General features: G+C 63.4%; 9 protein-coding genes. 2 read left to right on the forward strand and 7 right to left on the reverse strand.

Going from position 1 to position 14,087, the window contains the following annotated elements; genetic code table 11:
- Positions 1-3: 3 nt before the first annotated feature.
- From NKJ09_RS20630 to NKJ09_RS20640, 3 genes are read right to left on the reverse strand one after another with little or no spacing between them, the layout of a single operon-like run.
- Positions 4-939 carry a dimethyl sulfoxide reductase anchor subunit family protein gene (locus NKJ09_RS20630; protein WP_023719522.1) on the reverse strand — a complete coding sequence of 312 codons (936 nt, stop codon included), beginning with the start codon at positions 937-939 and terminating at the stop codon, positions 4-6.
- 11 nt (positions 940-950) lie between these two features.
- Positions 951-1,685, reverse strand: coding sequence for a 4Fe-4S dicluster domain-containing protein (locus NKJ09_RS20635; protein WP_352493781.1), 735 nt, complete (start codon positions 1,683-1,685; stop codon positions 951-953).
- Entirely contained in the window at positions 1,682-4,612 is a 2,931-nt protein-coding gene (locus NKJ09_RS20640) for a molybdopterin oxidoreductase family protein (RefSeq protein WP_023719520.1), read from the reverse strand. Before NKJ09_RS20640 ends, NKJ09_RS20635 begins: the two co-directional genes overlap by 4 nt.
- A gap of 280 nt (positions 4,613-4,892) precedes the next feature.
- Here NKJ09_RS20640 and NKJ09_RS20645 point away from each other — a divergent pair, with 280 nt between their 5' ends.
- Positions 4,893-5,795 carry a LysR substrate-binding domain-containing protein gene (locus tag NKJ09_RS20645; protein ID WP_023719518.1) on the forward strand — a complete coding sequence of 301 codons (903 nt, stop codon included), beginning with the start codon at positions 4,893-4,895 and terminating at the stop codon, positions 5,793-5,795.
- 5 nt (positions 5,796-5,800) lie between these two features.
- On the opposite strand, the gene NKJ09_RS20650 is transcribed toward NKJ09_RS20645, so the two are convergent.
- From NKJ09_RS20650 to NKJ09_RS20665, 4 genes are all read right to left on the reverse strand, one after another.
- Positions 5,801-7,057 (reverse strand): Hsp70 family protein, encoded by a 1,257-nt coding sequence (locus NKJ09_RS20650; RefSeq protein ID WP_352483221.1) that lies wholly within the window; start codon positions 7,055-7,057, stop codon positions 5,801-5,803.
- A gap of 107 nt (positions 7,058-7,164) precedes the next feature.
- On the reverse strand, positions 7,165-7,956 hold the full coding sequence (locus NKJ09_RS20655; RefSeq protein WP_023719516.1) for a TIGR02186 family protein: 792 nt from the start codon (positions 7,954-7,956) through the stop codon (positions 7,165-7,167).
- Positions 7,956-8,879, reverse strand: coding sequence for a sulfite exporter TauE/SafE family protein (locus tag NKJ09_RS20660; RefSeq protein WP_023719515.1), 924 nt, complete (start codon positions 8,877-8,879; stop codon positions 7,956-7,958). The genes NKJ09_RS20655 and NKJ09_RS20660 overlap by 1 nt, the downstream gene beginning before the upstream one ends.
- Positions 8,880-9,070: 191 nt before the next feature.
- Positions 9,071-12,925, reverse strand: coding sequence for a peptidoglycan-binding protein (locus NKJ09_RS20665; protein WP_352763388.1), 3,855 nt, complete (start codon positions 12,923-12,925; stop codon positions 9,071-9,073).
- Between the two features lie 550 nt (positions 12,926-13,475).
- Here NKJ09_RS20665 and NKJ09_RS20670 point away from each other — a divergent pair.
- Entirely contained in the window at positions 13,476-13,937 is a 462-nt protein-coding gene (locus NKJ09_RS20670; protein ID WP_023719513.1) for a MerR family transcriptional regulator, read from the forward strand.
- Positions 13,938-14,087: the final 150 nt, after the last annotated feature.

Below are 14,087 nucleotides of genomic sequence, written 5' to 3' on the forward strand. Positions count from 1 at the left end.
GCCCTATCGTCCGTAATAGAGGGTAACAGTGTGCTTGGCCTCGGCGAAGAACAGCCAGCGCTCCACCAGCATGCCGGCGAGTTGGGCGATTGCGGAGAGTATCGACGAAGCCGCCGCAAAGGGCCACGGTAAGGCAAACGCCGCAATCAGCAGCAAAGCGGGCAAGGCAAAGGCCAGAGCCTGGGTGATCAGCCGCAGCTTTGCGCTGTGCTTGCGTGCGATGCGAAAGCCCATTTCCTTGAGCAGATAGTTTTCCTCGGTATGCGGCCATTCCATCGACCGCACCGTGCCGCCGGAAAGCCCGGTTGCGGTGTTGGCATTGGTCGGGATCTCCAGCCTATCATTGTATCGCCAGGTCGCCAGCTTCAAACCCCAGCCGAGCGCGGTCAGCAACAGGGCAGCCGCCAGAAGCATATTCGAGCCTGCCGCAAATCCCTGCAGCAGGGCGTTGAGCAGTACGCTGCCGGTCATCGCCGAAAAGATCAGATAGCCGGGCAGGGTGAAGCGGCTGTGCCATTGGGCGATCGGCTTCAACGACGCGTAGATCATGCCGGTGGTGCAGACGGTTGCGACCGCGCCGATGGCAGCGAGCAGCCCGGCGACAGCCACCCAGCCGCTCGTACGGCCGAGGACCACCCAGCCAATACCGAACAGTCCCGCCGGCACGAAGGTGGCGACCGAGGCAACGCCTTCGCGCGACAGCCATGAGCTACGCCATTGCGAGAAGGCACGCCAGGCGCGTTCGGGCCGGCCGAGATGGCCGGCCGAGGACAGCAGGCCTGCCGAGATCAGGCCGAGCGACAGCCCCATGCCGGTGAGGCCAAGCCAGAAATCGGGCGGGATAAAGCCCTGTCCGGCCAACACGCCAAGCAGCGCGAGCAGGCCGTAACCGGCGCCCGTGGCGGTGGTGAAAAAGACGACGGAGAAGGCTGGATGCATGAAGGCGCGGGTCAGTTCGAAAGCATGCGGTCGACCCAGCCAAGGAAACCGCCTTCGGCTCGCACCGGCTGGAGCGCCTGTGCCGGCACCGATGCGGCGCGGGTGGTGTGGGCGCGTGGCGGCAGATATTTGTTGGTCGGCCTGTAGCCCATCTCCGGCATCAGGTCGACACCGCCGCGCTCCGCCACCAGTTGCGAGATAGCCGATGCCGGATCGCCCAGATCGCCGAAATGCCGCGCGCTGGTCGGGCAGGCGGCAACGCAGGCCGGCACGCGGTCTTCCTCCGCCAGATTGTCGTTATAGATGCGGTCGACGCACAGCGTACATTTCTTCATCACGCCGAGATCCGTGTCGAATTCGCGCGCGCCGTAGGGGCAGGCCCAGCTGCACAATTTACAGCCGATGCATTTGTCCTCGTCGACCAGCACGATGCCATCCGACGCCCGTTTGTAGGAGGCGCCGGTCGGGCAGACCGTGACGCACGCCGGTGTCTCGCAGTGCAGGCAGGAGCGCGGGAAATTGACCGTGCGCCCACCCATCTCGGTCATGTGCTCATAACTGTGCACGCGGTTGAACCAGACGCCGTCGACATTGCCGCCATAGGGGTCGATGTCGGTTAGCGGCGCCATATGGCCGCCGGTGTTCCATTCCTTGCAGGCGGTGACGCAGGCCTGGCAACCAACGCAGGTGTCGAGGTCGATGACCAGGCCGAGCTTTTTGTCGGTGTGGGCGGGAAGGCAAGTCATTCGGCAGCTTCTCTCTCCCGACGGAATTCGGCGCCGAAACTGAGCTTGTCGGGCGAGGGCTCGAAGTGTGGCGGCTGCCGGAACCGCTCGAATTGCGGCTCGGTGAAGCCAGCTTCCTCGGCCGCGCATTTGACGATGCGCACGCGCAGGTCGAACCATGCCGCCTGGCCGGTGACAGGATCGGAATTCGAATAGCGTTTGCCATTCGCATCGGCAGAGGTCTGGTCGCCGATGATGTGGTTGAGCAGGAAGCCGCGATTGGATTCGGCCGCGTCATCCTTGAGCCCCCAGCTGCCGCGCCGTTTGCCGATCGCGTTCCAGGTCCACACCGTATCGGCGTTGACGCCGTCGATCAGGCTGATCTGCCCCTTGACCTTGCCGTTGATGCTCTCGATCCACACCCAGTCGTCATCGACAAGCCCGAGGCTGGCGGCGGTCCGATTGTGCACGAACAGCCGGTTCTGGCTGGTGATCTGCCTTAGCCACGCATTCTGCGCGCCCCAGGAATGGTACATGTGCATCGGCCGCTGCGTCAGCGCGTGGAGCGGATAGGCTTGGCTATCGACTGCAGCCTCTTCGAAGGGCGCGTACCAGAACGGCAGCGGATCCATATAGGTCTCGATACGGCTGCGCTCCGCCTCCGGCGGCAGCACCCCGCCATGGCCGCGCGCCGCAAGGCGAAAGCGCTGCATCGGCTCGGAATAGAGTTGGAAGACGATCGGCTCGGCCTTCGGGATGAAGCCCATGCTCTCGGCGAATTCGAGATAGGAGCGGTTGGCCATCTTGTAGTAGCGCTGATCGGCGGCGAAATCCTGGTGCCAGAAGCCGCCATTATCGATGTAGCGCTGCAACTGGTCGGGATTGACGTCGCCCTTGCCGACCGAGGCCCCGTCCTTGCCGCGCCAGCCGGCGAGCGGACCGACACCTGGCGTGCGCTCGTGATTGACGATGTAGTCGGGATAGTCGCGGTATTTGGCGGAACCATCGTCGTCGACGAAGCCGGGCAGGCTGAGCCGCGCGCCGAGTTCGATCAGCACCGTCTGGAACGGCCTGACGTCGCGATCCGGCTCGACGACGGGATGGCGGATGGCGTCGCCCGGCCCGTCGGCGTGGCTGATCGGCCGATCGAGCAAACTGATACAGTCATGACGCTCGAGATAGGTCGTGTCCGGCAGCACCAGATCGGCAAAAGGTACGGTCTCGGAATAATAAGCGTCGGAATAGATGATGAACGGGATCGTGTACTCACCCGACGCATCAATATCGGTCAGCATGGCCATCGTCTCGACGGTATTCATCGACGAGTTCCAAGCCATGTTGGACATGTACATGAACAGAGTGTCGATCGTGTAGGGATCGCCGGCCCAGGCGTTACGGATAACCGTGTGCATGAGCCCGTGTGCGGCCAGCGGCGCATCCCAGGAGTAGGCCTTGTCGATACGGATCGGTTTGCCGCCTTCGTCGATCAGCAGGTCCCCCGGTCCGCAGACAAAACCGAGCGGCATGCCCTCGAGCGGCGTCATCGGCTTCACATTCTTGCCGGCTGGCTTCGGACCCGGCGGTGCAGACCGTGGATAAGGCGGTTTGAAGCGAAAGCCGCCCGGCACGTCCACCGTGCCGAGAAGCACCTGAAGCAGATGAATGGCGCGGCAAGAGTGAAAACCGTTCGAATGGGCCGAGATGCCGCGCATCGCATGCATCGACACCGGTCGGCCCTTGATGGTCTCGTGCCGGCGGCCGGCCCAGTCCGTCCACGCCACCGGCAATTCGATTTGCTGTTCGAAGGCGACATGAGCGAGTTCGGCGGCGATCCTGCGGATGGTATCGGCGGAGATGCCGCACCGGTCAGTGACCGCCTCGGGTGAATAGCTCTCATCCAGATAGCGGTCGGCGACGAGTTGGAAGACCGGCACGCAACGGCGGCCGTCGACGAGAAAGCTGCCGGTCAGTGCGGGCTTCGCGTCGGCGTCACTGGCATTGACTGGCATCTTTGCCACCCTGTCCCAAGCCAGCGGATTGCCGTCGCCGTCGCGCATGAACAGCCCATCATCGGCAGCACCAGGCTCTTGAATGACGAGAAGATGGGCGTTGGTGTAGCGCAAGAGGTAGTCGAGATCGACACGGCCGGCCTTAAGCAATTCGTGGACGAGCGCAAACACGAACAGGCCGTCGGTACCGGGCCGGATGCCGATCCAGTCGTCGGCAATCGCGTTGTAGCCGGTGCGGCAGGGATTGATCGAGACCACCTTGGCGCCGCGTGCCTTGAGCTTGCCGAGACCGATCTTGATCGGATTGGAATCATGATCCTCGGCAACCCCGAACAGCATGAAGTATTTGGTGTTGTCCCAGTCGGGCTCGCCGAACTCCCAGAACGAGCCGCCGATCGTGTAGAGGCCGCCGGCCGCCATATTGACCGAGCAGAAGCCGCCATGGGCGGCAAAGTTCGGTGTGCCGAACTGGCTCGCCCACCAGCCGGTCAGCGATTGCGACTGGTCGCGCCCGGTGAACAAGGCGAGTTTCTTCGGATCGGTTCGGCGGATATTCGAAAGCCGCTTCGTCGCGATCGACAAAGCTTCCTCCCACTCGATCTCGCGGAACTCACCCGAGCCGCGCGGGCCGGTGCGCAGCAGCGGCTTCTTCAGCCGAGCCGGGCTGTAGTGCTGCATGATGCCGGCGCTGCCCTTGCCGCACAGCACGCCACGGTTGACCGGATGGTCCTTGTTGCCGTTGATGTAGCGGACTTTGCCGTCCTTGATGTGGACGTCGATGCCGCAGCGGCAGGCGCACATATAGCAGGTGGTCTTGGCGATGCTGTCGGAGACATCAGGCGAAGTATCGACGCCGTCGCCTTCGGCGGGCGCGCGCGTATCGGCAAGCGGCCGTTGGGATGGTGCTGAGTTGGCGCCGCGCAGCGGTTTGTTGGTCATGATCCGGCGATGTTGTTGCGTTCCGCGGCCTTGGCTCTCGTCTTCGGGCCTGGGCCGCGCATGTAATGCTGTTCCGGCCGATAGCGTTCACCGACGAGCCGCCACCGCAGGCTGCGGGTCCAGTGCGTAAACACGGATTTGAACAGCCTCACCAATTTCTACCCTCGACTGTTCTGGCGCGACTTTTTTCCAATTTCGGGCTAAAATTTAGAACAAAGCAATCAATCTGTCTAACAACTTGCTCTTGTAATTCCAATCGGATTTGCTTCTTAATGCTGGCATGACTCTGGACCAATTGCGGATCTTCGTCGCCGTCGCCGAACGGGCGCACATGACCAAAGCGGCCGACTTGTTAGGCATTTCACAGTCGGCCGCGTCCGCCGCCATCCGCTCGCTCGAACAGCAGCACGGCGTGCAGTTGTTCAACCGAGTGGGCCGCAATATCGAGCTCGCCGAGACCGGACGCCGGTTCCTGCCGGAGGCCAAGGCGGTTCTCGAGCGGGCGGCGGCCGCCCACAACGTGCTGGAGCATGTCTCGCAGACGATATCAGGCAGTCTCTCGATCGCTGCCAGCCAGACCATCGCCAGCTATTGGCTGCCGCGCCGGCTCGCTTCTTTCCACGAAGCCTATCCTGCCGTCAGGCTGAGCGTGAGCATTGGCAACACCAGGCAGGTCGAGACCAATGTACTTGATGGCGCAGCCGATTTTGGCCTGGTCGAGGGGCGCACCGAATCCGACATTTTGCGGCGTGCCAAGGTCGATATCGATCGCATGATGCTGGTCGTGGCGCGCTCGCACCCTGAGATCGCGGAAGTTTCGCCTGGGCATCCCGACCTTGGCGGGCTTCGCTGGATCATTCGCGAAGGCGGGTCGGGCACGCGCGAGGCGCTGGAGGACCTTGCCCGACGCGACGGGATTTCGTTCGCGGACCTACAGATATTCCTGGTATTGCCGAGCAATGAGGCTATTCGCCAGGCGGTCGAGGCCGGCGCCGGCGCCAGCATCATTTCGGAACTCGTCGTCGCGCGCGCGGTCGCCGAAGGCAGTCTGCGTTCCGTGCCGATCGATCTGCCGAAGCGCGAATTTGCCATGATCACGCATCGCGACCGGCAGCCAAGCCTGGCCCAGATGGCGCTCAAGGCGCATCTCGGCGGCAAAGCTGAGAGAGCCGCGCCGCTTTAAGCCGATCAGGCGAACTTCCGCTGTGCGTCGAGCGCCAGCCCAAGCCCGACTGAGCCGAACACATCGCCTTCGATAACCGACGCCTGCGGCACCAGAGCCAGGATCTGCTGCCTGGCCAGCGGGATCGCGGTCGATCCGCCGGTCAGGAACACCGCCGTGATGTCGGAGGGCTTCACCTGCGCGTCGCGGACGGTCTGCTCGACGGTACCTGCAACGCGCTCAATATCCCGAGCGATAGTGGCTTCGAGACCTTCGCGCGTGATCTCTGCCGTGAACCTCACCTCCGGTAGCGCGACCTCGATACCGGCCGACGATCGATCCGTCAGCTCGATCTTGGCCCTTTCGACCAGCGCCGCCAGCGCGTGGCCGTAACGATGCTCGACGATGTGGATGAAGCGGTCGACCAGGTCTGCGCGCTCTGCCTCGTAGCGGATCTGGCGAAGATGCGTCATCGCCCTTGCGGTATAGACCAGGTTGATGCGCTGCCATGTCGCCAGGTCGATGAAGTAGCTCGCCGGCAGATTGCGCTTGCCATCCTTAGTCGACGTCAGATAGCCGAGCTGAGGCATCACATGGGCGATGCTCAGCAGCCGATCGAAGTCGGTGCCGCCGATGTGGATGCCGCGGCTGGCCAGGATGTCGTCCTTGCGGTCGAGCGAGCGGGCGCGCTCGGGCGAGACCCGCACGATCGAGAAATCGGACGTGCCGCCGCCCATGTCGATGATCAGCGCCAGTTCCTCGCGCGTCACCTTCTGTTCGTAGTCGAGTGCCGCCGCGATCGGCTCGAATTGGAAGGCGATGTGCTTGAAGCCCTGAGCGCGAGCGGCATTTTCGAGTTCGTGCTCGGCCTCGGCGTCGGCCCCGGCGTCGTCGTCTACGAACTGTACCGGCCGTCCGATTACGACGCTTTCGACTGTGTCGAGGGCGTTTTCTTCGAGCTTCTTTTTCAGGTGGCCGACAAATAGGCTGACAATTTCCATGAAGCCGATCGAGCGCGCCTTGATGCGCGTCTTTTCGTGAGCGAGCGAGCTGCCGAGAACGCTCTTCAGCGAGCGCATCAGGCGGCCTTCGATACTGTCCGTATAGTTGGCGATGGCGCGTCGCCCGAAATAGGTGCGGTTGTCCTCGAAATTGAAGAACACCGCACTGGGCAGAGTGACTTGGCCGTCTTCCAAGGCCACCAGCCGCGGCTGCCCGTTCCTGACCACGCTCACGGTGGAATTCGAAGTGCCGAAGTCGATACCGGCAAATGCTGGTCGCATCGTGCGTTCCTATATTCTGATTTGGGGAGCAGCAGCTCGTGCCCGGTCGGACCGGGGATCGCGGTCTAGCCCATACCCTCGGAAAGGGAAACCACTTTTACGAGAGTTCAGTCTTTCCTGAAGACCAGTCTTCCGAGCCAGCCTGTCAGCATGGCCAGCGATACGGCAAAGACACCGTAGAGGAAGGAGTAGTCGTGGGCGACGCGGAAGATCGACTGTTCGAAACCGGACTTGCGGATTTCGAGCTGGGCGGAGCTTTCCTTGATGAACAGGCCGCTCTTGAACAGGAAGGCGCGCGCCTTGTGGGTGCCGACCGGAACGTTGGGAGCGAGCCTGACGGTGGCGCGGAACAGGTTCTGCGACAGGAACTGCACACCGCCGACATTCTCGCTGTAGAGGCCTGTTGCCGCCTTGCGCTCGCGCAGCGCGGCGGTGAACTCCTCGATTGTCGCCGGGCTGTCCTCGGCGTCGGCCGGCTGCAAATAGAGGTTGGAGGCGCCAAGCGACAGCTGCTTGTAGCTGTTCGGATCGGTGACGTCCTGCAGCGGCCGCGTCGTCGCCACAGAATAGGAGACAGGTACGTTTTCGAAGGTCTCCGACTCCAGATTGACCCAGACGCCGAGCACCCGGTCCTTGCGGCGCACGACGACCGGTCGGGCCGGGCCTTCCAGCACAACGATCACGTCGTAGCGCCCTTGCCGTGCGACAAGCGGATCGGCATTTTCCAGCGATCCGAAGATGGTCAGGTCGGCGCCGGAAAAGCCGGCGGTAATCGAGACATTGTCGGTGGAAAGGCCGATCTGGATGTTTTCGGTTAGTGGCGTCTGTGCCTTCGCCGCTGACGCCGCGGCCAGCAGCGACAGCAAGGCGGCGGCCGCGAGCGTCCTCAAGCCAGCCATCAGCTCAGGCCCACGCCGGACAGCGAATAGAGATTGGGAGGCGTGACGAAAAGATCGATGGCGAGCCGGATGGCGACCGCCAGCACAAGCAGCGCCAGCAGCGCCCTGAGTTGTTCGCCCCGCAGCCTCTGACCGGCCTTGGCGCCATATTGTGCGCCGGCGACGCCGCCTGCCATCAACAGGAAGGCGAGCATGACGTCGACCGTCTGGTTGGTGGTGGCGTGGACCAGCGTGGTGTAAGCCGAGGTGAAGATGATCTGGAACAGCGAGGTGCCGATGACGACGTTGGTCGGCACTTTCAAAAGGTAGATCAGGGCCGGCACCATGATGAAGCCGCCGCCGACGCCCATGATCGACGATAGGAAGCCAATCGCCGCGCCCAGCCCAAGCACCGGAATGACGCTGACGAAGAGCTTCGAGGCCCTGAACCGCATCTTCAGCGGCAGGCGGTGGATCCAGTTGTGCTGGCCGGATTTCTTCAACACCGGTGCGGCGCCGCTGCGGGTGACGCGCAGCGCATTGATACTCTCGACCAGCATCAGCCCGCCGACAGTGCCGAGCAGCACGACGTAGAGCAGCGAGATGAACAGATCGAGCTGGCCGAGTCGGCGCAGGAACGCAAAGACATAGATGCCGCCGGTCGAGCCGACGATGCCGCCGGCCAAAAGCACGCCGCCGAGCTTGAAGTCGAGCGTGCCGCGCTTCATGTGCGACAGGGCGCCGGAGAAGGAGGAAGCGATGACCTGGTTGGCGCCGGTGGCGACCGCAATCGCGGGCGGTATGTTGTAGAAGATCAGCAGCGGCGTGATGAGAAAGCCGCCGCCCACGCCGAACATGCCCGACAGGAAACCCACCGCTGCGCCCATGGCCAGCAGCACGAAGACGTTAACGGAAATTTCCGCGATCGGGAGATAGATGCCCACCCGTCAGTCTCGATCAGTTTGCCTCCTGGCGAATGCAACCGTTGCGGGCATTTTGCGTCAGAAGGCTATCTCGTTCTTGCGCCGGCCGGGCGGTGAAGTCAAACTTCGTCGCACCGCCGAAACAAAAAACAACTCAATCAGTTAACAGGCAAATCTGTGGCAAGGGCGTCGCGGAAACGACGCATCCGCCGTTATTTGCGCGCGAGCAACGCCTTGACCAGCTTTTCGTCGATCGCGCCGGTTGCCTTCATGTCGTTGTCGGTCTGGAAGGCCATGATCGCGTTCTTGGTTTTCCGGCCCATCATGCCGTCGGGATTGCCGGCCTCGTAGCCGTTCTTGTTGAGGATGCGCTGGATGTTCTGGACCGCTTTCTTCATGTCGATGCCGGCCGTCGTCTGCGGTGTGCCGTCCTGCCACGATTCAGGAATGTCGGCCGAATTGGCGGCTGGATCGAGCGGCTTGGCCTTCCACAGCTCGGCCGCGGCACGCGTACGCTCCAGCTGCTCGGGTCTCAGGGCTTTGGCGATCTCGTCGCGCTTGGCCGCCGCATCCTTGTCGCCGGTCTTGGCGACGAGCGCGAACCATTTGTAGCTCTCCTCGAGGTTCTGCTTCATGCCGACGCCCTTCGCCGCAAGGATGCCGAGATTGAACTGGCTGTCCTTGACGCCGAGGTCCGCCGCCGCCTGGAACCAGCGCGCTGCCGATTCATTGTCGGTCACGCCATCCGCCGCCATCGCAAACAGCACGGCCAGATTGTGCATGGCGCTGGCGTTGCCCTGCTCTGCGGCAAGCTGGTACCAGGTCTTCGCTTTTTTGATGTCGCGTGCGACGCCGATGCCCTTCTCGTAGAAATTGCCGATGCGGTATTCTGCCGGTGCGAAACCGAGATCGGCAGCTTTCTCGTACCATTTGGCCGCCGCTGCCATGTCTTCCTTGACGCCGCGCGACTCGGCGTAGCGCGAGCCGATCTCGAACAGTGCCTTGGAGTCGCCGCCGGCCGCTGCATCGCGCAGGGCGGCCGGACCGACACCGGCCGGAACCTCGATCTTGGCAACGCTTGCCGCGGCAGCATCTGCCGGCGGCACCGTGCCCGTCGTGTCCTGCGTCGCAGCTGTGGTGGTAGCAGGCGCGGCAGCCATTGGCTCGGCGTCGCTGGCCGTCGCCGCTGCCGGTGCGGGCACTGCGGCCGTGGCGTCTGGCGCCGCCATGTCAGGGGCTGCCGCGGGGGCTGTCGATGCCTCGGTTGCCGGTGTGGCGGGGCCGGTTTGCGCCGCCGTGTCGTCCTTGGTCGTCGCTGCGGACGGCTCTGCCTGCCTGACGATGGAGGACGGCGCGCTATCCTGCGCTGCCGTCTGCGCGTCCGCCTTCGGTTCGCTGGCAACGCTGGCCAATGCAGTCTCCACCGGCTGTGCGGCCACAGCCGGCGCCGCGTCATTGTTGGCGACTTCGACCGGATCGGAGAAGAAGGCTTTGCCCAGTTGCAGGCCGGCAAGCGCCAGCATGATGGCAATTGCCCCCATCAGGATCGGCTTGCGCCGCGCCTTGAGCAGGTCGCCTATCCTGAGCGCCTTGACCGGGCCTTTCATCGTCGACTGGCGCTTAAGGGCGTCCGCCTCGGCGGCCGCCGCTTGCGCAGCCCGTCTGGCTGCCGCGATGAAGTCCGATTTCGCCGCTTCGGCGTCGCCTTCGCGGGCCAGCTGCCCGCGCTCGTCGCGCACACGTTTCATGATGGCGCTGAGGTCGGGGGCGCCGGAGCCGGGTTCCAATGGCCGATTGGCGACCTTGGGGTCGAGCGGCTCGTCGAGATCGACGCTCGGTATTTCGACGCTCGACGCCGAGCCGGCAAGCGGCGGCATCTCGGCCTCCTTCTTGCCCTTCAAGGCGCGCGCCAGCCCGCCTAACATCGATTTCCTGCCGCCGCCCTGCTCGGTTTTTTCATGCGTCGTGTCTGAACCGAGGGCCGCCAGGGCGGCTGCCGCGGCCGCCTCGGCCGGCGTACGCGGACCTGGCTCGTCGCGCACGAGCGCCGCGGTGCGACCGTCCAGATCGGCCATGTTGCCCGTTAACGGCAGCGGCTGGTCGATGTCCATCGACGGTGCGTCCTGCACCGAGATCTTGGATGCCCGGCCGAAGCGTTTGCTCAACTCTGCGCTTGCCGGTTCGCCGGTCTCCAGGGAACCTAGCCTGTCAACAATCTTGAGCAGCGTGTCGTGGATAGCCTCGAACGTCCTTGAATTGCGCTCGTCCGAACGGCGCGTCAGCGCCTCGAGCGTCTTCAGGTCCTGGGCGAGGCCGGTAACGGCCGCCGTGTTGGCGCTTGATCCGGCCAGCGAGCGGACGGCGCTCTCGGCCGCCTCGCGCGCCGCGCCGAGGATGGAATCGCGGGTTCCGGCCAGCGACTTCTCGATCTCGTTGAGGCGCGGGCTGATGTCGTCGAATTCCGGCAGCGGCGTGCCGGGCTTGGAAAGATGCGCCGTCAGGCCCGCGACCTGCGCTTCGAGGCTGCGGATCAACGCCGGGTCGATGCTGGCGACCTGTGCCGCGGACGAATCCAGCCGGCTTGAAATGTCTTCGAGCCGGCTCTCCAGGCCGCGGATCGCCGCCTCGCTGGCGGGATCTCGAACGCGCGTCTCCATCCGCTTGGCCAGCGCGGTGAAGCGGGCGTCGATGGCATCCATGATGCCGGCGCTGTCGACCTGCGGCATGCGCTGATCCAGCCTGTCGGCGACTTCGTCCAACCGGCGCTCAAGGTCGCGAAACAGCATGTTGCCTTGTTCGATGGCGTCGCCCTGGCGACGTTCCATCATGCTGGACAGCACATCGAAGCGCTGCTCGAGCCCCTGGAAGATGTAGTCGGCGTCGGGCATGGCAGGTGCATGGTCGATCTTGTCGGCGATAAGCGCGACTTGCCTGGCAAGGCGCTCCATAGCTTGTTCCGGCAGATTGGCTCGGCCGGCCAGCTCATCCACGCGGCTCGACAATGTGTTGAGACGGTCGATGACCTCCCGGCCCGGACGATCCTGCGACACTTCTTCGATTTGCTGGGCCAGTGAATCGATCCGCTTCTCGATGCGTTCGAAGGGCTCGGGGTCGAACGAATTGGCTTGCGCGGCAACCGTCGAGGCGACGATCGCGCGGGAAATCTCGTCGAGCCGCTCGTCGATCTGACTGAATGTGTCGCTGCCGCGATTGTCCTGCTGGCGGGCGAAATGGTCGACCGCTCCGGCAAGCATGCGGACCTTTTCCTCCAGCGAGCGCAGCGACAGCGATTCCGGCAGATTGCTGACGGCATTGCTGATCTGTTCGAGCCGCTCGGTCAGCGCCGACAGGCCGGGCGCGTCGGAGCGCTTGCGCTGATCGGCGTCGACGCGGTCCTCGAAGGCGCTCCAGCGGCGGTCGAAATCGTCCCAGCGGCGGCCCACTGCCTGCACGCTCTCCTCGCGCGCCAGCGTATCGAGAGCTGCCTTGACCTGCTCAAGCTCGAGCCGCAACATATTGACGCTTCTGTCGTCGCTTTTTTCGGCCAGCGTCTGGATGGCGCCGGAAAGCCGCTCGAATTCGACGCCGAGTTCGGCGCTGCCCTTGCCGCCGCCATTTGACTGGTAGGCTCGCTCGATATTCTTGCGCAGTGCGTCGAACTCGCGTTGCAGGCCGGAGGTCATCTGCTGGCGAAGCTCTTCGCGCAGGCCGCGCAATTCGCCAGCGATCTTGCCGGCTAGGGCGACGCCGTCCTCCTGGCCGCGCACCCGGTCGATATCGCGGGCGATCGCCTGGTAGTTCTGGTCGACGGCCGCCGCTGGACCTTTCGGCCGCTGCGCGTCGCGTGGGTCCTCGTACCGGCGCTGCTGGCCATAGGGTTGGGCACTAGGATAGCGCGGTTCTGCCGCTGGTCGGCGTGGACCGGGATGGCTTGCAGTCTCCTCGCGCGTCCGCTCCAGTCGCTGCTCCAGCGTTTCCAGGGAACGGTTGAGCTCTTCAAGCGTCGTGTGCGGCCTGCGCTGCCTGCCGGCGTTGAGTGTATCGAGATAGGACCGCTTGCTGTTCATCAATGCGCCCGTTTCAGAATTGCTGGCTTTCACCAGGTTCCCAAAGTCCTGCCGGGACGAACGCGACTGCTTGGCTTGTTGCAGTGGAAGACGAGCTTCCCGGGTCTTACCCGCGCTCCGAAAAACCGTGAAAAATTCAATACAGGATAAACACGGGTAACCGACATGCGCACATTTCGCCCCAACGTGGTAAACAACGCGTTAACCAAGCTTAAGAAGTTGCAACTTTGTCGACTGGCTGCGGACGGCGCCGGGTGTCTTTTTGGACGCACAAAAGACGCTGTAGAATTTTGATCAGCCGCATGATCGCTCCCGAAATCGGCCACGACTTTTAGGTTATCCACCGGCGCTGCGGCATAAAGTTCCAAGCCCAGAACGCTCTTGCGTCGTAAGGCGGCTATCGATATAGCATTGACGTAAACGTAAACGAGCGGATTACGCCGTTTGCGATTTGTTTGTTGAAACCACGAGTGGAAGCACGCCCCCGCTTTCACTCAGGCGACGCAAGGTCCGCGACCGCGACGCCACCAGACGGGGAAAGCCAGTGACCATGAAACTTATTTCGCCCGGCCAAGCCGCGGCCAATACCAACGATATGTCGAGCGAAGCCGGTGAAGAGCTTGTCCGCATCGGCGAAATGGCCAAGAAATACGGAGTGACGCTGCGCACGCTGCGTTTCTATGAGGACAAGGGTCTACTCAACCCGCAGCGTGACGGCTCAACCCGTCTCTATACACGCCGCGACAGGGCCCGGCTGAAACTGATCTTGCTCGGCCGCAAGGTCGGGTTCTCGCTGCGTGACGTCAAGCAGATGATGGACCTCTACGATCCGAACGGCTCCAACACCAAGCAGTTGCGGTTGGCGCTCGACAAGTCGGAGAAGCAGCTTGCCCGCCTGCAGAAGCAGCGGGCGTTGATCGATGACGCCATCAGCGAACTGAGTGCCTCGATGTCGACCGTCCGGCAAATGCTGATCGAGCGCTCGGCGCCGCAGGCCAGCGTGGCGAGCTAAACTAAACCTGCCGATTTCTGACGAATGAGAACCGGGGGGGGGGGGGGGCGGCCGGGGTGGGGGGGTTGAGGACTGGGAGGAGGTGGTGGGTGGGGGGGGGGGGGGAAATAAGTCAAGCCCGAAAAAATTGTTTATATAAAAAAAAAAATT

Source organism: Mesorhizobium sp. M0189 (assembly GCF_040322135.1).
Taxonomy (GTDB): Bacteria; Pseudomonadota; Alphaproteobacteria; order Rhizobiales; family Rhizobiaceae; genus Mesorhizobium.

Coding starts and splice junctions, on each gene's coding strand:
- NKJ09_RS20640 (WP_023719520.1), bottom strand. CDS start 4,612: ATGACCAACAAACCGCTGCGCGGCGCCAACTCAGCACCATCCCAACGG.
- NKJ09_RS20630 (WP_023719522.1), bottom strand. CDS start 939: ATGCATCCAGCCTTCTCCGTCGTCTTTTTCACCACCGCCACGGGCGCC.
- NKJ09_RS20665 (WP_352763388.1), bottom strand. CDS start 12,925: ATGAACAGCAAGCGGTCCTATCTCGATACACTCAACGCCGGCAGGCAG.
- NKJ09_RS20670 (WP_023719513.1), top strand. CDS start 13,476: ATGAAACTTATTTCGCCCGGCCAAGCCGCGGCCAATACCAACGATATG.
- NKJ09_RS20655 (WP_023719516.1), bottom strand. CDS start 7,956: ATGGCTGGCTTGAGGACGCTCGCGGCCGCCGCCTTGCTGTCGCTGCTG.
- NKJ09_RS20635 (WP_352493781.1), bottom strand. CDS start 1,685: ATGACTTGCCTTCCCGCCCACACCGACAAAAAGCTCGGCCTGGTCATC.
- NKJ09_RS20650 (WP_352483221.1), bottom strand. CDS start 7,057: ATGCGACCAGCATTTGCCGGTATCGACTTCGGCACTTCGAATTCCACC.
- NKJ09_RS20645 (WP_023719518.1), top strand. CDS start 4,893: ATGACTCTGGACCAATTGCGGATCTTCGTCGCCGTCGCCGAACGGGCG.